Genomic DNA, 17,319 nt, shown 5'->3' with positions numbered 1-17,319 from the left:
GTTGGGCGCGCGCTGCCGCGAAAGCGGGGGGTAGGCACGTTTTTTTTGCGAAAAAACCTCTATATTTAGCCAGCTCCAACGACCTGCTCCACGACCGGCTTGCCCCCGCTCACGTGCGTTATCGTGGACGATAATGAGCTGGATATGACCCGCCTGGCTTATTATGTTGACCTCACGCCCACCCTCTGTCGGTTGGCATCGTTCACGAGCGCGCCGGCGGCGCTGGCTGTTTGTGAAGGTGAACAACCGGCTGGTGCGGCTCAATTTCGACGAGGTGCTCTACATCGAAGCCATGTCAACCTACTCGGTGTTCGTGACGGCGCATTGCAAGCACATCGTGCACCTGACGTTGAAAAGCATCGCGGAATGGCTGCCTTTCGCGCATTTTCGACGCGTGCACCGCTCCTATATTGTTAACCCCGAGCTGATTGACAGCGTGGAAGGTGGCACCCTGCTGCTGGCTGGCCACGAAGTGCCGCTAGCCAAGCCCTACCAGGACGAGCTGCTGCAAGCCCTGCGCAGCTCGTAGTTTTTAAGCTTAACTATAAGCCAGGTATAAATACCTGGATTGGGCATGTGCAAATTTTTCTTTAGATAGCGCAAAATAGTTTTCAGCTATGCAAAAGCGAAATTCAGCTAGTATAAAGCGCCACTCAAAACTAAATCGGTAGTTTTACTCACTGTTTTTTCACCAAGCAAACTGCCTGTTAGCTACTTGCTTCTTAGCGGTTAAACAAGCTGTTTCCCTGGTCAGTAGCCGGGTGCCCGCCAGGACGCGGCAAAATAGTTTTATCTCTTGCCGGCTATTCATGCGTGCTATGGTGGCTTGGTGGGGGTAGCGTAGCGGGGGTTGTAGCCATTAACGCTGAGCCAGGCAGGCGCGAACCACTCGGAGTTTCTGCTCTCTTTTTACTATGAAAAACTTAGCCAGGCCCGCGGGATGCCCCTTCCGCCAGCATACCAGCTATCCGCCCTAACGCCCGCGCCCCGGCGCTGCCCGCTCGATGCGGGCGCGGCATTTCTACCCTACGCCGGACCTTTCTGCCGCTGCTGCCTGCCCGCGGGCCAGCTTCCTTCGACCGCTCTTCTTATCTCCTTCTCTCTGAAAACATGGCACTTACCTACTTAACTCCAGGCCTGCAATTTGATTTCGCCACCGCCACGGTGCAGTCGCCCGAAGACCAGCTTGCCTACGCTACCCGCCTGCGCGAAGTCGAAAACGCGCTGCTCTGCCAGGCCTTTGGCGGGCAGGTGCCGCAGCCTGGCAGCCAGCACCGCCTGCAGCGCTACCTCAATGGCGAAATCAGCCGGGCCGAGGCTTTCCAGCCGCTCTATGGCCCTGGCCCGCATCGCGCCAACTAGCCCGCCTGCGCCCCGCGCGTTCGTGGGGTTGACTACTCTGCTCTTCCCTACCCTCTCTCTCTATGAACCGCTTAGCTACTCCCACCTGTCAAAACTGTTCAAGCTGCCGCCACAATCTGCTCAACTGCTGCACCACTGCCGACATCACGGCCATCTCCCAGGCCAAAACCAGCCAGCACTACGCGGCGGGCCAGATGATTTTTGCGGAAGGCACCCGCGCGGCCGGCCTCTATTGCGTGCATCAGGGCAAGATTAAAATCACGAAATCGGGCGGCGATGGCAAGGAGCAGATTATTCGCCTGGGCAAAGCGGGCGACGTGCTGGGCTACCGCGCCCTGGTGGCCGGCACCCCGCACACAACCTCGGCCGTGGCCCTGAGCGACTGCACGGTGTGCCTCATTCCGAAGCCCGTGCTGAGCGTGCGAATGGGTAATAATCAGCAGTTTAATAGCGGGTTGCTGCACCTGCTGGCCGACGCCCTCAGCACCAACGCCGCCCGCATGCTGCACCTGGCCTACAAGCCCGTGCGCGAGCGCCTGGCCGAGGCCCTGCTGCTGCTGCAAAGCACCTACCGGGCCGAGGGCGACGCCCAGCCTTTCACCATCGCCATCTCGCGCGAGGACCTAGGCGCGCTCATGGGTACCACCAAGGAAACCACCACGCGCATGCTCTCCGAGTTTAAGCACGAGGGCATGGTCACCACGCGGGGCAGCGCCATTACCATTCTGGCACCCCAGCAGCTGGTGGCCATCGCCACCCAGTTTGACTAAAGCGGCGGCGTAAAAAGCTGACCAAGGTCAGTTTGGGTAATGACGCTCGTCAATGCCACAGGCGGAGGGTAGGGGCACCTTTGCCCTTCCCCTTCCCGCCCCCATGCTTTTGCCTTTTGATGCGCCGGTGCCCGCCCCGCCGGCCCTACCCCCCCTGCGCCGGGCAGCGTGCGGCAGGCCGCCGAGCAGCTGACTGGTCGGCTGTTTGCCAGTCAGTTCCTGGTGGTTTTTGAAGTTTGGCAGCAGCAGTGCTGCTACAGCAGCCCCGGCACGAGCCGCCTGCTGGGCTACGCCCCCGAGCAGCTCAGCCTGACGCAGCTTTACGAGGCCACGCACCCCGACGACCGCCCGGCCGTGGGGCAGGCCTCGGCGCTGGCCAGCGAGTTTTTGCAGCAGTGCGGCCCCGCGCTGGCCCTACCCCCCCCGTGTTTCAGCATCGACTACCGGCTGCGCTGCCAGGCGGGGCACTACCTGCACGTGCTGCGCCAAAACTTTATTCTGGCCCAGGATGCGCAGGGCCGCCCGCTGGCTACGGCCAGTCTCTTCACCGACATCACGGCCCACAAAACTACCGCCGACGTGCGCTTCAGCCTCGACCACCCCGACTTTGCGGCCTGGCTGGCCGCCCGCAAGGGCAAGCGCGCCGACGACGAGCTGAGCGACCGCGAACAGGAAATCCTGGCCCTCATCCTGGCTGGCGCGACCAACGCGGCCATCGCCGAAAAGCTGTTTATCAGCTACTTCACCGTGAAGACGCACCGCCGCAACATCCAGCGCAAAATCAAGTCCAACGACATCAGCCAGCGCCTGGCGCACCTGGGCCTGGGCATGGTATAGAGGAAGAATGACTAGTGACTAATGATATTTAGATGGTCATTAGTAATTAGTAGTCCGTCATTAGTAACTGCTGTTACGCATTATCTTATTCGAGATGGCAGCGGGCAGTAGCGCGAACTTTGTAGTTCGCGTCCCCGCGCCGTTAAAGCCAGTAGAACGGCGCGGGGACGCGAACTACAAAGTTCGCGCTACTGCCCGTCGCGTAACAGCAGTTAGTTATTAGTCATTTCCAGTCGGGTAGGGCGGCGTTGGCGAACTGTTTGGTGCGGGACGTGCCGCTGGCATCGACGGTCCAGATTTCGCCGGGCGTGAGGTTATCGTTGACCTGGTTGACGAAGATGATGGAGTAGCCATCGGGCGAGTAGCGCGGGTTCAGGTCATTGGTGCCCGTCGCTTTGGGAGTGCCGCTGCTGCCGCCGCCGTTGCTGCTGGTGGCCGTCACGTCGAGCAGGGTGCTGCCGTCGAGGCGCTGGGTGAAGATATGCGCGTCGAGCTGCCGCCCGGTGGGGCTGTCGAAGCCCGCGGCGTCGCGGGTGTACATCACCCGGCTGCCATCCACGCTGAAGCTCGGCGAGTCGAGCCGGCCCGGCAGGTTGCCCACCAGCAGGACGGCACCGCTGCCATCGGTGTTGAGCAGGTATAATTCAGCGTCGTAGGCATTTACGCCAATGGTTTGCACCACCAGCCGGCCGCCGTTCTGGGCCGTCCAGTCGCACTCGCGGAAGTGGCGGTCGGCGGGCGCGGTGGCCAGCAGCTGCAGGCCCGTGCCATCGCGGTTCACGCGGTAGAGCTGATTGTAGTGCGCGTAAATAAGCTGCGCGCCGTCGGGCGACCAGCGGTAGCCCAGGCCGGCGTTGTTGTAGCCCTCCACAGCGAGTGTGGTGATGCGCCGCCGGTTTGAGCCGTCGCGGTTCATGGTATAGAGCTGAAACTGGCCCGTTTCGTTGGAAGTGTAGGCAATCAGGTCGCGGTTGGGGCTGAGCTGGGGGGCGGTTTCGGTGGTGGCCTCGCTGGTGAGGCGCACCAGGTCGCCGCCGGTTTTATTCGACGAATAAATGTCCGAGTTGAGGCCCGTCAGGCGCACAAACAGGAAGCGGTTGTCGGGCAGGGCCGCCGTCTGAAAGGTCCACACCGGCGAACGCACACTGCTGCCGGTGCCCGACATATTCGTGGCCGTGACCTGCCAGAAATAGGTAGTGTTGTAGCGCAAATTCACCTGCACGGTCGAGTCGCGGGCATTGGTGAGCAGGTTTTGCTGGTTGAGGTTGTTGCTTTCATAGAGCACCACCGAGTAGCGCAGCGAGTCGCTCTTGGCCGTGCCCACCGAGTGCCAGGCCAGGGTAAGCTGAATGGGCTGGCCGGTGGCGCCGTTGGCCGGGCTGGGCTGGGCGGGGGAGTTGGGGGTAGTGGTGCTGGTGGCAGTTTTGGCCAGTATCAAAGCCACGTTCTGATTCTGACCTTCCGTAACCGTGACGCTGGTCGTCTGGTCCGTATAGTCGGCCTTGTGGGCCGTTACGTTGACGGCCCCGGTGGGCACCTGTCCAATGCTAAACTGCCCCTTTGCATCCGTAATATAGCTGCTCGTGGCCGGGTTGGTCGTGATGACGACATTGGCCAGCGGCTGGCTGTTGCGGGCATCGAGCACCGTGCCCGTGAGCGTGCCGTAGCGCGTAGGCTCCACGGTGGTTTCGGTGCAGCCGGCCAGCATTAACCAGCTGATTATCAGAAAAAAGTATTTGGTTGCATTCATAGAAAGAAGGAGTGGGGAGGGTGGGAGAAGCGCGAGGGGGTAGGGCAAAAAAGCCCGGCCGGTATAAACTCAAAAAGACTCAGGCACTGCTGCCTGAGTCGGAGGGAGGGGGGGAGGGAATCATCGGCTGGCCGAGTCCTGGGCCACGGCGTGGCCAGTGGCATCGTACACCAGCAGGTGCAGGTGATAGTGCGCATCGGCTCCAGCATTAAGGCTCACTTGCGAAAGCGTCACCTCCTGGCCCGCTGGCAGCTCAAAGCGCCCGCCCTGGGTAGTAGTGGATTGGCCCGCCCGCCCCGCGCGCTGCGTGCGCAGCTCATAGCGGTACTGCGCCGCCTGCGCCAACTGGCTGCGGCAGCTACCCGTGATGTGCAGCAGGCCATCCTGCTCGTGCAGCGCCAGGTGGGCCAGGCACGGCGGGCTGGCTTGCAAAGCCGCCAGGGCCGGCCACGCCACCAGGGCCAGTAGCAAAGTAAGTTTCATAGTAAGAGGTAGATAGGGCGTAGAAAAAAGCAAAGCGGCACCGCGCGGCCCGCTACGGAAATACCTTGCCCTGCTCAATGGTCAGGTGCATCCCGCTGCCCTGCTGCTGCACGCTATAGCCGGGCAGGGGGGTAGTAGTGGAGGTTTCGCGCTGCGTCAGGCTGTTGCCACTGCCAATTTGCTCGATGGTGTAGCGGCCGCGGTTGCCCGTGAGCTGCGTCGAGTAGCGGTTGCCTTGGCCCTGCTGCTGCACGTCCAGCGCGTTGTCGTCGCCCGTCACCTGGCCATCAATGGTGTTGCTGCTGCCCGACTGGCGCAGCGTGGCCTGGTTGGCGTTGCCGGTCTGGCCAAAGGTCGCCTGGTTGCCGAGGCCCGCCTGATTCAGCGTCAGGCCATTGCCGACGCCGGCCTGCACCACGGCGGCCTGGTTGGCCGGCGTGCCTAGGCTGGTCTGGTCGATAGTGGCGGTGTTGGCCGTGCCGGTTTGCAGCAAGGAAGTGGTGTTGCGCGCGTCGGAAGCGGGCAGGAGCAGCGCGTTGCGCAGGCGGTCCACCCCCAGGTCTTCGGCCAGGCGCTGCTCGGCCGTGGCGGCCTGGCTTGTGCCGGGGGCTTGCGCCCAGGCCACATGCCCGAGGCCCAAACAAAGTAGCAGTAGTAACCAGCAGGTTTTCATACTAGTAGAGGTTTAGGAAAAAAACGGTTGTACTCAAAGCCAGGGTTAAGCAGCCATCAAGCCGGGCTCCAAGCTGGCAAGCTGCCAGCCCGGAGCCCGGCTGTAGTCAGGCCGGCCCGAACGGCCGGGTAGGAAGCGACTAGCGCTGGCTTACGATAGCCGTGTTCATGTTGCCAGTCTGGGCAATGGTGCTGGAGCTGGCGTAGTTCTGCTGCTGCGTGGTAGCGTAGTTGTTGTTGCCTTGCTGCGTCTGCTTGGCGTAGTTATCGCCGCTGTTCTGCGTGATGCCGGCCCGGTTGTTGTCGCCAATCTGCGACTGCGTGGCGTAGTTGAAGTCCTCGTCATCCTGGTACACGTTGCCCGTGTTGCCACCACCCTGCTGGTACTGGATAGACACGCTGCGGTCGCCATCCTGGCGGGCAAATGCCTTGTTGCGGCCGGCTGTGCCGCTGTGAATCTGGGTCTGAGTAGCGTCCATGCCGAAGTCAGACGGGTCGTTGGCCAGATTCTGAATGATGTCGGCCGAGTTGCCGGCACCGCCGCCGCTCTGGTCCACCTTGGCATACTGGCTGGGGCCGTTCTGCAGCACGTAGGAGTCGTTGGTGAACGACACGCCGCGCGCAGAAGTCGAGCGGCTGGTAGAAGCACCCACGCCATTATTAGGGCCGGGAGCCGTGCCAAGGTCGTAGGGGGTAGTGCGCGGGGTTTGGGCAAACGCGGCGGAGCAAGCGAACAGGGAAGCGGCGAGCAGTTTGAGTTTAAGCGTATTCATGAGGTTGGGTAGTTGAAGTGGTAGGGGATGAGAGAGACATTCTCCGGCCGGAAGAATAAGTCAAAGGTATTGGGGGTAGTAACCTAGAATCAATACCCCAAAGGGAGTAATTTTAAAAACTTTCTCTCTAAAATGATATCGTACCAGGTATAAATACGTACGCCGGAGGTTTTGCCGGCTAGCGGGGCCGCCCCGCCGGCCCGCCCAGCCGGCCCAGGTAAAACACCGCGCCCACGCGGGCACCCCAGTAGTAGTCGTTGTAGCTGCCTCGCGCCAGCAGGTCGAGCTGGTCGTTGAAGTAGAGGTGATTATCGAGCTGCGCGCTCACGCCCAGGCGGTTGGTCACCAGGTATTCGAGCCCTACCCCCACCACGGCGTGGGGCAGCGTGTTATACGGCGTGTCGGTGCGCCGCTCGCGCCGCGTAACGCCGCCGCCGGCCAGCAGGTAGGGCGTGAGGCGGTCCCGCGGGAGCAGGCGCAGCAGCGCGCCCGCCTCCGCGTATAGAAAGGTCTGGTCGAAGGAGCTGCCGCCTACCCCCGCCGCCAGCCCTCCCCGGCCCCCGGTGGCAAACAGGCTCCAGGCCGGGTTCACCTGCACGTGCAGGCTGGCTTCAATGGCGGGCCGCAGCTGCGGGTTGCTGTAGTCGCCCGAGTAGCGCTGCGCGGCGCCGGCCAGGCGCAGGCCCACGGCGGCGCGGCGCGGCTGCTGCACCCGGCCCAGCTCGTCGATGTTCAGGTTCTCGGTTTTTTCGCGCAGATAGGTCCGCATGGCCGGGCCGTGGGCTTCGGCCGTGTCGCGCGGGGCCCAGAATCGGTCCTGCACGCCTTCCATAATAAGGGCCTGCACCGACTTCTCGATAGCCTCCTTCACGGCCATCTCGCTGGGCTCGTTGTAGGTAAAGCCCGTTTCGGTTTCGAGCAGGTGCTTGAAATCCACGAACTGAAACACGCCCGCGCTCACCTGCTGCGACAGGATGGTTTTGGACGTGTACACCGTTTTCATGATGCGCCCCGTGTTGGTGCTGATGGCCCGCAGGTACACCGTCACCCTATCCTGCCGGTACTGGCCCGAGGCACCGGACCCGAAGTAGCGCAGCCCGCCGCCGCCCGTAATGATGTTGGAATCATAGGAGATAATGCCGCCCTCCAGAATAATGCTGGCGAAGAGCATCGAGGCCAGCGGCAACGCCTGCTTGCCGGTCTGGGCCGCGAACTCGGACTGCGCCGAGCGAATTATCTTGCGCTCATTCAGCAGGTTGCCGATGTTTTCGCGCTCAATCGATTCAAACCAGCGCGACTCTTCCAGGGCCCGCAGCAAAATGCTGGTAGCGCCCTGCGTGACGACGGTGGAGAAACTGGTGCCGTTGTCCTGGAGGCGGTACTGGCCCGTCTGGTCCCGAAACTTGTACACCGCCACCACCGTCTTGCCGGCGGGGGCGGGCAGTTGGTGCCACGGCTCGTTGCCGGCCACCTCGGCCCCCAGGCGGGCGGGTTGCGGCGCCAGCAGGTGCTGGTGCAGGTAGGGCACGCAGCTGCTGGCCGTGAGCAGCGCGGCGGCCAGCAGGCCGCGCGCGGCCCAGGGCCAGCGGCGGGGGGTAGGCTGGGGTAGGCAGGTGGCAAGCATATGACCTACAAGCCGTTAGGAATGGTGATGGTCGTCTGGTTGCCGGTGCCGGAGTCCACCACCGTCACCACTACCCCGTTGCCGCCGGGCGTTACCTGAATCTGGTAAGTGCCCACCGTGTAGGACCCGGCCTTGATGGCGCCCTGGCCAAACTGCGAGGTCAGCAGCCGGTTGGTGAGCTGCGAAAGCACCTGCTGGTTGAGGTTGGCGCTGAACTGGGTGAGCGGGTTGGCGGTGGCGTTCTGGCCAGCGGAAGCCGGGTCCACGGTGGTGTTCTGGGCCGTGGCCGAGGCTTGCAGCCAGCTGTAGTTGAAGGTGTTGCCGCCAAAAGCCGGGTTCACCGGCGTATATACAAAGCGTTGGGCCTGGGCCGGGCGGGCCGCGCTGCCCAGCACGAGCAGCAGCAGTACGAGAAAATGTTTGTTCATAGCAGGTAGTGAAGAGAGGTGGGGGTAGGGTAGGTTGGGGTGGGGCCGCGGCCGGCTAGTGCTTGGGCGGCGGGGCGGGGGTAGGCGAAGCGGCGGAGGTCGGATGCACGGTTTCCATCTGGGTGCTGAGGGTCTGCTGCTCGGTGAGGTAGTCGCCGGCCGTTTCGACGGCGGCGGCCACGGCCTCTTCAATTTGCTCGATGCGGGTGGGCAGGGGTATTTCGAGCAGCTCGGTATCGTTCACGTTCATCGAAATGAGCGACGACGTGCCCCGAATGGGCCGCTCGCTCAGCGTGATGGTATAGTCGCCCAGGCCCGTAACGGCCTGCAACGAGCTGTAGAACAGCTCGTAGAAATCATGGCCCGGCTTGGTAATAGTCTGGTCCAGCACGAAGCCCTCAGCATCGGCTTCCAGGCCCGGCTGCACCCGGCTGGCCTGTTGCAGCGAATCGGCCCGCAAGAATAGGCGCAGGGCTTCATCCACCTGCTTGGGCGAGAGCTCTTTTTTGTCGGTGCCGGCCGGCAGCGCAATTTTGCGCGAGGGCTGGGGGCGCTGGCTCCAGCTGGCCTGGCTGCTCAGCAGCGCCAGCAGCAGCAGCCCAACCCCCCTGCCCGCGCCGCGATAGCCAGGACAGGAAGCGAAAACGCGCGAAAGCATGGGCGGGAAGGGAAAAGGGCGGGGTGGCCGGTGCCGCCTCAGCTCTGCCAAGGGGGTAGGGCTGCTGGGCAAAGACGGGGAGAACAAGGCATCAAAATTCGCCGTGGGGCGGGCCCGGCCAAATGCCACGCGTCACTTTCGAAAGTGAGCTTGCTCATTTTCTGCCGCCGCTAGTCCGGCCAATTTTGCTGCTGCTTTGCCGCCGGCGTATTCTTGTAGCGTGGTGAAACTGGCAGACACGCCCTCCTCTCTCGGGGGTGAAGGCTCGGGATAAAGCGCCGCCCGCGCCGCCTAACCACTTCCTGAAGGTTCGAGTCCTTCCGCTACAGCGCCGCCGCCCTCGTTGCCATTGGCCACCCCGCCGCCCTGGCCCGGCCATTTTGGGGCGGCGCGCGTGTTCGCTGAGCAGCGTAGTTGACGCTCTGGTGGAGCTGTTCAGGCAGGCATCATCCTGTCATGCTGAGCTTGCCGAAAAATTGCGCGCGGGCCGTTCGGGCAGTGTCCGACAACGCGGGCGAGATTCCTTGGCAAGCCCGGAATGCCGGACTGATACTGGCTATATGATGCCTATGACAGCAAATTTCAGGTTCGTGCACACGGACTTGTGAACTGCGCTAGTTTGATAGTCAGCCTAATCAGTGCAACGCGTTGGGCCGGGTAAAATAAATTGCGGGAGGGCGTGGGGGTAGGCGGAGTTTGGTGGCTCTTACTACCAAAGCTGCCCGCCAGGCTGGGCAGGCAAGCTTTTACCAGCTACGCTAGTGATATTTCTTTTACGCTTCACCCTTTTTCCCGTGCTTTAGCGATGGCAAATACTTCGGAAATGAACCGTAAAGATTTCATGCAGCTCTTCGGGCTCGGGGCGGCTTCGCTGCTGGCCTCGGCCTGCCTGGGCGGCTGCGGCAACAGCGCGGGCAGCAACCCCACGCCCGTGGCCGCCGCCACCGGCGTCAACCTCACGGTGGACCTGACGGCCACCACCAGCGCGCCGCTCAACGACGCTACCTTGGGCTACATCTACGTTGATAGCCGCGCCATTATCGTGGCCAAAACCACGGCCGGCACCTACCTCGCCTTCCAGGCATCGTGCCCGCACCAGGGCACCAGCGTATATTTCAACCCGTCGCAGAACCGCTTTATCTGCCCCAATCACAACGCCATTTTCAACCTGAGCGGCGGCGTGGTCAGCGGCCCCTCGCCGGGCGGGCTGCGCCAATACACCGTGGCGCAGAGCGGCAACATCCTCACCATCACGAGTTAGGCCGCACCGGGCCGCTCCTACCCCCCTCTTTTCGCGCCGCTATTCTATGAAGCCTTTTCCCTTCCGCCCGGCCTTGCTGGGCCTGCTGCTGGCTGCCAGCGCCCTGCTCCCGAGCTGCGTGTCGGTGGCCGCCTACCAGAAAGCCTACCTCAACGACGAGGATATGAAGCTGGCCACCCGCAAAGTCGAAACCTCCGAAGTCAACTTCGAGAGCTACCGCGAGGGTGGGGGCGGCGCCAACGGCGGCAAAGTAGGCGGCGGCTGCGGCTGCAACTGATTCTAATAATGAATTCAGCATACCGGCGGCGTCAAGTGCTGCCGCAGGGCGCAGTCCTGAATTTTTAATTCATTTATAAGTAGTAAGCAAAAAGTAATAAAATTTGCGTTTTTTACTTGATTATCAGGCTAATACGGCCTTTCTGCCTGCTGTTTAATTCCGGCTACTTACCTAATTTACGCGTTAGTGAAAAATATACTTTTCGGTCTTCTCCTTTTTGCCCCGCTGGCCACCCTGGCCCAGGGCGTCCCCAATCCCAACCGCCTCGACGGCTCGGGCATTCCAGCCTCGGCCTCGGTGGCCAACCACGAGCGGGTGTCGGTGGGGGAAACCGACGTGGACTTCATCACCAGCTACTACCAGCAAAATGGCAACCACGGGGCCGTGGAGGGCGGCATTGGCACGCAGCACCTTACCGACGTGGCGCCCACTATTATCCTGAACTTGCCGCTCGATTCGGTGGCTCGCTTCACGGCCAATGTAGGCTTCGACCACTACGCCTCGGCTTCGACCGACCGCATCGACCAGGTAATATCCTCGCCCTCGTCCAACGACACGCGCTACCACATCGACCTGGGCTATAACCGCACCCTGAAGGACAAGCGCACCATTGTGGGCGTGGGCGGCGGGGCTTCCAAAGAATATGACTACCAGTCGTTTAACCTGGCCGGCTCCTGGACTCACGGCTCGCGCAACGGCAACCGCGAGCTGAGCGTGGCCGGGCAGGTGTACCTGGACCAGGTGACGCTGATTTTGCCCGTAGAGCTGCGCACCGGCACCACCGGCAAGGGCAACCAGGCCCACGGCTCGGGCTTCGATAACCGCCAGAGCTACAACCTGACTATCGTGTATTCGCAGGTTATCAACCAGCGCCTGCAGCTGGCCGTGAGCACCGAACTCGTGAGCCAGCGCGGACTGCTGAGCACGCCGTTTCACCGGGTTTATTTCTATGATAGCAGCCCCACGCTGGGCACGCCCGGCACCCTGGGCACCGCCAAAACCGAGCTGCTGCCCCGCCTGCGCAACAAGTATCCCGTGGGCCTGCGCCTGAACTACTACGCCACCGACCTGGTGCAAATCCGGGGTTTTTACCGCTTCTACAACGATAATTTCGGCATCCGGGCGCACACCTTCGAGCTGGAAGCGCCGGTGAAAGTGTCGCCGTTTTTCGCGCTCTATCCCTTCTACCGCTACCATACCCAGACGGCCGCGACCTACTTCGCGCCCTACCTGGCCCACTCGGTTACGGATGAATATTATACCTCCGACTACGACCTGTCGGCCTTCACGGCCCAAAAGGTGGGCCTGGGTTTCCGCTACGCCCCGCTCTACGGCCTGGGGCGCTTCAAAACGCCCTTTGGGGGTAGGGTTGCCAAGTTCAAATCACTGGATTTACGCTACGGCCACTACTGGCAAACCACCGGCCTCGCGGCCAACATCGTGACTGTGGACCTGGGCTTCGTCATGCCCTAAGTCTGAAATTATAGTTTCTAGGGAGCCAGGGGCGAAAACGAACGTCATTCCGAGCTTGCTGAGGAATCTCGCCCGCGTCGTGGAACGAGGCACGAACGGCTACGGGCGAGATTCCTCGGCAAGCTCGGAATGACGTTCGTTTTCATTCTTTGCTACGTGATGGGTAGGGTAGTTTATTGCTGATAGTCAATTAATTAAAAATTATAGGTCAGGTGCGTAGGGGTAGGCGGCGGCGGCCGCCTCTTACTACTGCTACCGCCCGTGCGGTGCCCCGCCCTACCCCCCCCCGCTCAAGCAACCCACGGTTATGGCTACCCCTTATTCCTCCGACTACCGCCCGCTGGGCAGCCCGGTGTCCCGGTTCCTGGTCCTGCCCGACCTTGACCAATTATCGGCCCGCAAGCGCCGCCTATCCGAGCCGCAGCTAATGCTGGCGGGCCTCGAAGCCAGCCTGTCGGCCACTACGCTGGAGGAGCTCATCCGCGACCTGGCCGGCTGGAGCGTGCCCCCGACCGGGTCCGTCGCCGCGGGCCGCGCGGGGGCGCAGTGGCTTTGGTAAGTAGCTCCATGCTAGTTTTTTACAGCTCATCTCCTGCTCTTCCAATCCGTTGTTTAGGGCTGGCAGCAGCCTAACCGGGCGGCACTATCAAAAGCGCAGGCCGACCTGCACGCCGGGCCAGAGCCGGGTGATGGTCTGGTCATCCGTATCACTCGCCCACAGCCACTGGTCCTGGCCGAAGCTCCAGCGGCGGCTGCCGTTGTGGCGGGCCGTGGCCAGGTTGAGCGTGGGGCCGCCAAACAGCTGTATTGGCCCGCCCTGGCGCAGCTGCCAGGCCAGGGCCGGCCGCAGCTGCGCCAGGGCGGCGTGGGATACGTCGTCGTCGTCGCGGTCGCCGGCCAAAAACCAGTAAATGACATCGAGGCTGGGCGTGAAGCGGCCCCGCGCCGCGCCGGCCGTGCCCAGGCCTACCCCCCCCACCAGCCCGCCCCGCCCAAACGGCCCGGTGGCCGCCCCCAGCATCAGATAAATCCGCTGCGTGCCCAGCTTCGCGGCCGCGCTGAGGGGTAGGCTTTCGCTGCCCCACACCTCGCCGTGCAAATAAGCCCGACGCAGAAAATAGCCCGCCGTGCGCGGCGGCTTGTTTCCCGCGGGCCTGCCTGCGGCAGCTGGCGCGGGCCCGGCCGACAAGAGAGTGGGAGCGCCAACCAGCGCCAGCGTCGCGAGCGGCACCGGGCGCATCGGCAGCCGGGCCAGCGACGCGGCCGGGCTCACCGTGGCCGCCGCCCCCGCCGCAGTGCGGCGGCCGGCGGGGCTCGGGGCAAGGCGCGGGCCCTGGCCTCGGCTGGCAAGCGCGGACGATGCCGGCCGCGCGCGCCCCGCCGTAGCCAACGACTCAGCACCAGTCGTCCCGGCCCGCGTGGGTAGGTGGCCAGCTTTGCCGTGCGCAGCTTTGGCTAGCAGCTCCGTGGTTGCCTGCGGGGCAGCGCGAGCGGTGCCGGGCCGACCGGCCAGTCGGCCGCTCGGGTTGGTGCCGGTGGCGGGGGGTAGGGCGCGCGCCGCCAGGGCTTTTTTAGGGCCTGAGGCTAAGTAGCGCGAATTGCCAGCCGGCCGGGCCGCGCTGGCCGCAACGCCAGCGCGCGCGGCCGCCGCCAGGGGCCGCAAAAGAGGAGCAGCAGTGCGGGAAACTGCCGCTGAAGCAGAAGCCTCGGGAACCAGCGGGCTGCCGGCAGGCTGGCCCGGCGGCGTGGCATAGCCATTCACGGCCAATGCGTTAGGAGGTGCGGCTACGTGGTCGGGCCAGAGCACCAGTTGGCCGTCGAGCAGGCCGTAGGTGAGATGCCGGGCCCCCAGCACTTCGCGCAGCACCTCGCCCAACGGCCGGGCCGGGCCGGGCCGCAGCGCGCAGCGCGCCGCCGTGGGCACGAGCGAACTGCTGTAGCTGAAAGGCAGCCCGCTTTGGCGCGACAGCTCGGCCAGCACCGCGCCCAGCGGCCGGTTGCCGGGCGTGGGGGCCACCGTGCGCCGCAGCACCGGGGGTAGGGCCTGGCCCGCCGCCCACTGGCCCCCGGCCAACAAGCTGGCCAGCAGCAGCACGCCGGCCCAGCGGCGCGCCAGCCGGTTTTTCGGCCGCCGGCTCACAAGGCAGCTTTCATAGTGACGGAATCGGCTGGCGCGGCGCAGCCCGGCCCGGTCAGCACGTAGCCGCCGCCATCGGCGCTGAGGCGGCTGGCGGTGGCCGCCGCCAGCACGGCCAGCACCTGTGCCGGCTGCGGCCGCGCAAACGTGCCCGTGAAGCGGCAGCGCGCCAGCCCGGCGCTGGCTATGCGCACGGTGGTGCCAAAAGTGGCCTGCAAGGCCCGCGCCACCCGCGCCACCGCCACATCCTGAAAGCGCAGCGTATCGGTTTGCCAGGCCCGGAAATTATAGTCGGTGAGGGGGGCGCAGCGCAGCGCGGTGGCCACGCGGCCGGGGGCATCGGCCGCGTGCAGGGCGGCGCGGGTGCCAGCGGCCAGCAGCACGCTGTCGGCCGCCGCAGGGTGCAGCAGCCACACCTGGCCGCGCGTCACGCTCACCACCACCGAGTCTTCGGCGGCGAAGGCCCGCACGTTGAAGGCCGTGCCCGTGACCCGCATCCGCGCCGTGGCGGTGCTCACCAGAAACGGCCGGTCAAGGTTAGGCACTACCTCAAAAAATGCCTCGCCCGTGAGCGACACGGCGCGCGTGCCGTGGCTGGCCCCGGCCCCCAGGCCGGTGTAGCGCAGCCGCGAGCGGGCATTGAGCCACACCGTGCTGCCATCGGGCAGGTGCACCACGCGGCGGCCGGGTCCGCTCACGTAGGCCACCGTGGGCACGGGGTGCCGCACCACAAAGCGCTCCGTGAGGGCATACGCCGCGCCCACCAGCAGCGCCAGCCCGGCCGCCAGCTGCCAGCGCACCGCCGCCCGCACCGGCCACAGTGGGCGCACTACCGGCGCGGGCGCGGGGGTAGGGGCCGGGGCAGCCACCGGCACCGGCCCAGCCAGCAGCGGCCGAAACCGTTGCCAGGCCGCCTCCACCTCGGCGGGCGTGAAGAGTACGGACCCTGCCTGCGCCTCGCCCGCCCGCTCCCAGGCGCGGGTCACGGTGGTCAGGATTTGCAGGTGGGTAGGGTCGGCCCGCACCCACTCGCGCAGCGCCCGCCGCTCGTCGGCCGTGGCCTGGGTGGCCAGGTGGCGCGCAAGCAGGGCCCAGGGGGCGTCGGCAGGGTCAGGGTAAAATGGCATCATCGAAGCGGACGGCACAAAGTGGTGGCAGGGCTACTCATAGGATACCGAGCGGGCGCGCTACCCCTACGCAAAGTCCAAAAATAGTTGCTGGGCGCGTGGCCGGCCGCCACCGGCGCGCCGCCGGGGGGTAGCGGCCCCAGCAGCCGCCACGCCGCCAGCCACAGCAGCAGCCCATACAGGTTTTTGAGCACGCCGGCGAGCTCGCGGCGCATAATGCGCAGCGCCTTGCCCATCTGGTTCTCCACGGTTTTGGGCGAGATGTCCAGCGACTCCGCTATCTGCTGGTAGCTCAGCTCCTCGTAGCGGCTCAGCTCAAACACTAGGCGGCACTGCGGGGGTAAGTGGTTGAGGGCGGCGGCTATAGCTGCGGCCGTTTCGCTGGCGTGCAGCTCGGCCAGCGCGTCGGGGGCCTGCGGGGCGGTATTGGGGGGCGCATCGTCCCAGGCTACCTGGCGCTGGGCGCGCTGCTGGTAGCGCAGGGCCGCATTGAGGGCCATGCGCGTGAGGTAAGCGCGGTGCGAGTCGATGGCCGGCAGCGTGGCCAGCCCCTGCCACACCCGCAAAAACACGTCCTGCACAATGTCCTCCACCGCCGCTCGGTCGGGCACCACGCGGTACACCAGGCCGCCCAGGGGCGCATAAAAGGTCTTGAATAGCTGTTCGATAAACGCCGCCGCATCGGTCTGGCGCAGTTGCGTCAGGCGCGCGTCAAGGGCCGCATCATCGAATTTAGCCATAGAAAAAAGGTCCCCGGTGGCCCATAACGCGCGGCCGACCCACAACTGGTATTCCAGCCGTCCTAACCGGGGCCAAAGATGCGAAGTTTCGGACGTTTGCCGCCGTTCGTCTGGCGCGTCGGCAAGCCGGCCGATTGCCAGGACCAGCGGCGGCTCTGCGCGCTAGCTTCAACCTATCAAGCCGCCAAAACCCCGGTGGAACCTCCTGAAAAACGGTGGTAAATAGGGGTAGCTATGCAGAGCCGGTTATCGTGGCGGGTGAGGTTTTCAGCTTCCTTGCCCACGGTGCGGCCCAGCCAGGCCAGCAGGCGCGGGTCGTTCACGTTGTCGTTGTAGGCCCACTGCTCGTTGCCGGTATTGTAGGGCGGGTCAATATAGAGGCACTTCATGCGGCCCTTAAATTCGGGCAGCAGACTTTTGAGCGCGTCCAGCTTGTCGCCGCGCATGATGCGGTGCCAGGGCGAATCGGCGGCCGTGCCGGGGTCTCAAAGATGGCCGTAGGCACGAAGGGCCGGTAAGGCACCTCCAGGTGGTGGTGACGAATGGCCTCTTCGCCAAGCCAGATTAGTTCGGGCATAAAAGGTAGCGCAAGCAGATTCCGACGTGAGCCCCGGCCAAAAGTACTAGGGCGGCCCGCTGGCCCGGAACGCGCCTACCCCTGGGTAATTCGTCGGGTAATTGAAAAGCAAAACAGCCACTTCGCCGTGAAGCGAAGTGGCTGTTTTAAGTGGTGGGAGGTAAAGGATTCGAACCTTCGACCTCTTGCGTGTGAAGCAAGCGCTCTAAACCAACTGAGCTAACCTCCCAAAATTTATCGCCTCGGTGAGTACAAGCAAGGCACTTGTTTAAATCAATGTTTAAGCCAAAAGCAAAACACCCAATTAGCTTCGTAGCTAAGTGGGTGTTACTCAACGTGGGAGATACTGGGTTCGAACCAGTGACCCTCT

Annotated in this window: 19 protein-coding genes and 1 tRNA gene; 8 read left to right on the top strand and 12 right to left on the bottom strand. The window is 64.0% G+C overall.

Going from position 1 to position 17,319, the window contains the following annotated elements:
* Positions 1-232 precede the first annotated feature (232 nt).
* From A0257_11835 to A0257_11820, 4 genes are all read left to right on the top strand, one after another.
* On the top strand, positions 233-529 hold the full coding sequence (locus tag A0257_11835) for a hypothetical protein (protein ID AMR27718.1): 297 nt from the start codon (positions 233-235) through the stop codon (positions 527-529).
* Positions 530-1,110: 581 nt separating this feature from the next.
* Entirely contained in the window at positions 1,111-1,362 is a 252-nt protein-coding gene (locus A0257_11830) for a hypothetical protein (GenBank protein ID AMR27717.1), read from the top strand.
* Positions 1,363-1,424: 62 nt separating this feature from the next.
* Positions 1,425-2,132: a hypothetical protein gene (locus A0257_11825; protein ID AMR27716.1), complete on the top strand. Its 708-nt coding sequence runs from the start codon at positions 1,425-1,427 to the stop codon at positions 2,130-2,132.
* Positions 2,133-2,300: 168 nt separating this feature from the next.
* Positions 2,301-2,969 (top strand): hypothetical protein, encoded by a 669-nt coding sequence (locus A0257_11820; protein ID AMR27715.1) that lies wholly within the window; start codon positions 2,301-2,303, stop codon positions 2,967-2,969.
* A gap of 223 nt (positions 2,970-3,192) precedes the next feature.
* Here the strand turns inward: A0257_11820 and A0257_11815 are convergent, their stop codons facing one another.
* The 7 genes from A0257_11815 to A0257_11785 all read right to left on the bottom strand — a co-directional run bounded on the left by A0257_11815 (position 3,193) and on the right by A0257_11785 (position 9,357).
* Positions 3,193-4,719 (bottom strand): hypothetical protein, encoded by a 1,527-nt coding sequence (locus tag A0257_11815; GenBank protein ID AMR27714.1) that lies wholly within the window; start codon positions 4,717-4,719, stop codon positions 3,193-3,195.
* 120 nt (positions 4,720-4,839) lie between these two features.
* The gene (locus A0257_11810) at positions 4,840-5,202 is read right to left on the bottom strand and encodes a hypothetical protein (protein ID AMR27713.1); all 363 of its coding nucleotides are present in this window, start codon (positions 5,200-5,202) and stop codon (positions 4,840-4,842) included.
* A gap of 52 nt (positions 5,203-5,254) precedes the next feature.
* Complete coding sequence (locus tag A0257_11805; GenBank protein AMR27712.1) at positions 5,255-5,842, bottom strand: hypothetical protein; 588 nt, start codon at positions 5,840-5,842, stop codon at positions 5,255-5,257.
* 172 nt (positions 5,843-6,014) lie between these two features.
* Positions 6,015-6,647, bottom strand: a complete 633-nt coding sequence (locus A0257_11800; protein AMR27711.1) for a hypothetical protein — start codon at positions 6,645-6,647, stop codon at positions 6,015-6,017.
* Between the two features lie 178 nt (positions 6,648-6,825).
* On the bottom strand, positions 6,826-8,271 hold the full coding sequence (locus A0257_11795; protein AMR27710.1) for a hypothetical protein: 1,446 nt from the start codon (positions 8,269-8,271) through the stop codon (positions 6,826-6,828).
* A gap of 5 nt (positions 8,272-8,276) precedes the next feature.
* Entirely contained in the window at positions 8,277-8,678 is a 402-nt protein-coding gene (locus tag A0257_11790; GenBank protein AMR29732.1) for a hypothetical protein, read from the bottom strand.
* Positions 8,679-8,754: 76 nt separating this feature from the next.
* Positions 8,755-9,357: a hypothetical protein gene (locus A0257_11785; GenBank protein AMR27709.1), complete on the bottom strand. Its 603-nt coding sequence runs from the start codon at positions 9,355-9,357 to the stop codon at positions 8,755-8,757.
* Positions 9,358-10,180: 823 nt separating this feature from the next.
* On the opposite strand from A0257_11785, the gene A0257_11780 reads away from it, so the two are divergent.
* The 4 genes from A0257_11780 to A0257_11765 all read left to right on the top strand — a co-directional run bounded on the left by A0257_11780 (position 10,181) and on the right by A0257_11765 (position 12,927).
* On the top strand, positions 10,181-10,618 hold the full coding sequence (locus tag A0257_11780; GenBank protein AMR27708.1) for a hypothetical protein: 438 nt from the start codon (positions 10,181-10,183) through the stop codon (positions 10,616-10,618).
* A gap of 76 nt (positions 10,619-10,694) precedes the next feature.
* The gene (locus A0257_11775; protein AMR29731.1) at positions 10,695-10,895 is read left to right on the top strand and encodes an arginine decarboxylase; all 201 of its coding nucleotides are present in this window, start codon (positions 10,695-10,697) and stop codon (positions 10,893-10,895) included.
* A 186-nt stretch (positions 10,896-11,081) separates the two neighbouring features.
* Positions 11,082-12,368 (top strand): hypothetical protein, encoded by a 1,287-nt coding sequence (locus A0257_11770; protein ID AMR27707.1) that lies wholly within the window; start codon positions 11,082-11,084, stop codon positions 12,366-12,368.
* Positions 12,369-12,675: 307 nt separating this feature from the next.
* Positions 12,676-12,927: a hypothetical protein gene (locus A0257_11765; GenBank protein AMR27706.1), complete on the top strand. Its 252-nt coding sequence runs from the start codon at positions 12,676-12,678 to the stop codon at positions 12,925-12,927.
* An 87-nt stretch (positions 12,928-13,014) separates the two neighbouring features.
* Here A0257_11765 and A0257_11760 read toward each other — a convergent pair whose 3' ends face one another.
* The 5 genes from A0257_11760 to A0257_11740 form a co-directional block, all read right to left on the bottom strand.
* Positions 13,015-14,508, bottom strand: a complete 1,494-nt coding sequence (locus tag A0257_11760; GenBank protein AMR27705.1) for a hypothetical protein — start codon at positions 14,506-14,508, stop codon at positions 13,015-13,017.
* The gene (locus A0257_11755; GenBank protein ID AMR27704.1) at positions 14,505-15,635 is read right to left on the bottom strand and encodes a hypothetical protein; all 1,131 of its coding nucleotides are present in this window, start codon (positions 15,633-15,635) and stop codon (positions 14,505-14,507) included. Before A0257_11755 ends, A0257_11760 begins: the two co-directional genes overlap by 4 nt.
* Positions 15,632-16,372 (bottom strand): hypothetical protein, encoded by a 741-nt coding sequence (locus A0257_11750; GenBank protein ID AMR27703.1) that lies wholly within the window; start codon positions 16,370-16,372, stop codon positions 15,632-15,634. Before A0257_11750 ends, A0257_11755 begins: the two co-directional genes overlap by 4 nt.
* A 176-nt stretch (positions 16,373-16,548) precedes the next feature.
* Positions 16,549-16,818: a hypothetical protein gene (locus A0257_11745; protein ID AMR27702.1), complete on the bottom strand. Its 270-nt coding sequence runs from the start codon at positions 16,816-16,818 to the stop codon at positions 16,549-16,551.
* A gap of 282 nt (positions 16,819-17,100) precedes the next feature.
* A tRNA-Val gene (locus tag A0257_11740) sits at positions 17,101-17,178 on the bottom strand.
* Positions 17,179-17,319 lie beyond the last annotated feature (141 nt).

It is taken from the genome of Hymenobacter psoromatis (genome assembly GCA_001596155.1).
Classification (GTDB): domain Bacteria; phylum Bacteroidota; class Bacteroidia; order Cytophagales; family Hymenobacteraceae; genus Hymenobacter.
The sequence above is the reverse complement of the archived record's forward strand: the minus strand, read 5'-3'. Positions and strand labels throughout refer to the sequence as shown.

Bases quoted from the DNA above. Each gene is read 5' to 3' on its own strand.
- A0257_11830 (AMR27717.1), top strand. From the start codon at position 1,111: ATGGCACTTACCTACTTAACTCCAGGCCTGCAATTTGATTTCGCCACC.
- A0257_11825 (AMR27716.1), top strand. From the start codon at position 1,425: ATGAACCGCTTAGCTACTCCCACCTGTCAAAACTGTTCAAGCTGCCGC.
- A0257_11815 (AMR27714.1), bottom strand. From the start codon at position 4,719: ATGAATGCAACCAAATACTTTTTTCTGATAATCAGCTGGTTAATGCTG.
- A0257_11810 (AMR27713.1), bottom strand. From the start codon at position 5,202: ATGAAACTTACTTTGCTACTGGCCCTGGTGGCGTGGCCGGCCCTGGCG.
- A0257_11800 (AMR27711.1), bottom strand. From the start codon at position 6,647: ATGAATACGCTTAAACTCAAACTGCTCGCCGCTTCCCTGTTCGCTTGC.
- A0257_11795 (AMR27710.1), bottom strand. From the start codon at position 8,271: ATGCTTGCCACCTGCCTACCCCAGCCTACCCCCCGCCGCTGGCCCTGG.
- A0257_11785 (AMR27709.1), bottom strand. From the start codon at position 9,357: ATGCTTTCGCGCGTTTTCGCTTCCTGTCCTGGCTATCGCGGCGCGGGC.
- A0257_11780 (AMR27708.1), top strand. From the start codon at position 10,181: ATGAACCGTAAAGATTTCATGCAGCTCTTCGGGCTCGGGGCGGCTTCG.
- A0257_11765 (AMR27706.1), top strand. From the start codon at position 12,676: ATGGCTACCCCTTATTCCTCCGACTACCGCCCGCTGGGCAGCCCGGTG.
- A0257_11755 (AMR27704.1), bottom strand. From the start codon at position 15,635: ATGATGCCATTTTACCCTGACCCTGCCGACGCCCCCTGGGCCCTGCTT.
- A0257_11750 (AMR27703.1), bottom strand. From the start codon at position 16,372: ATGGCTAAATTCGATGATGCGGCCCTTGACGCGCGCCTGACGCAACTG.
- A0257_11745 (AMR27702.1), bottom strand. From the start codon at position 16,818: ATGCGCGGCGACAAGCTGGACGCGCTCAAAAGTCTGCTGCCCGAATTT.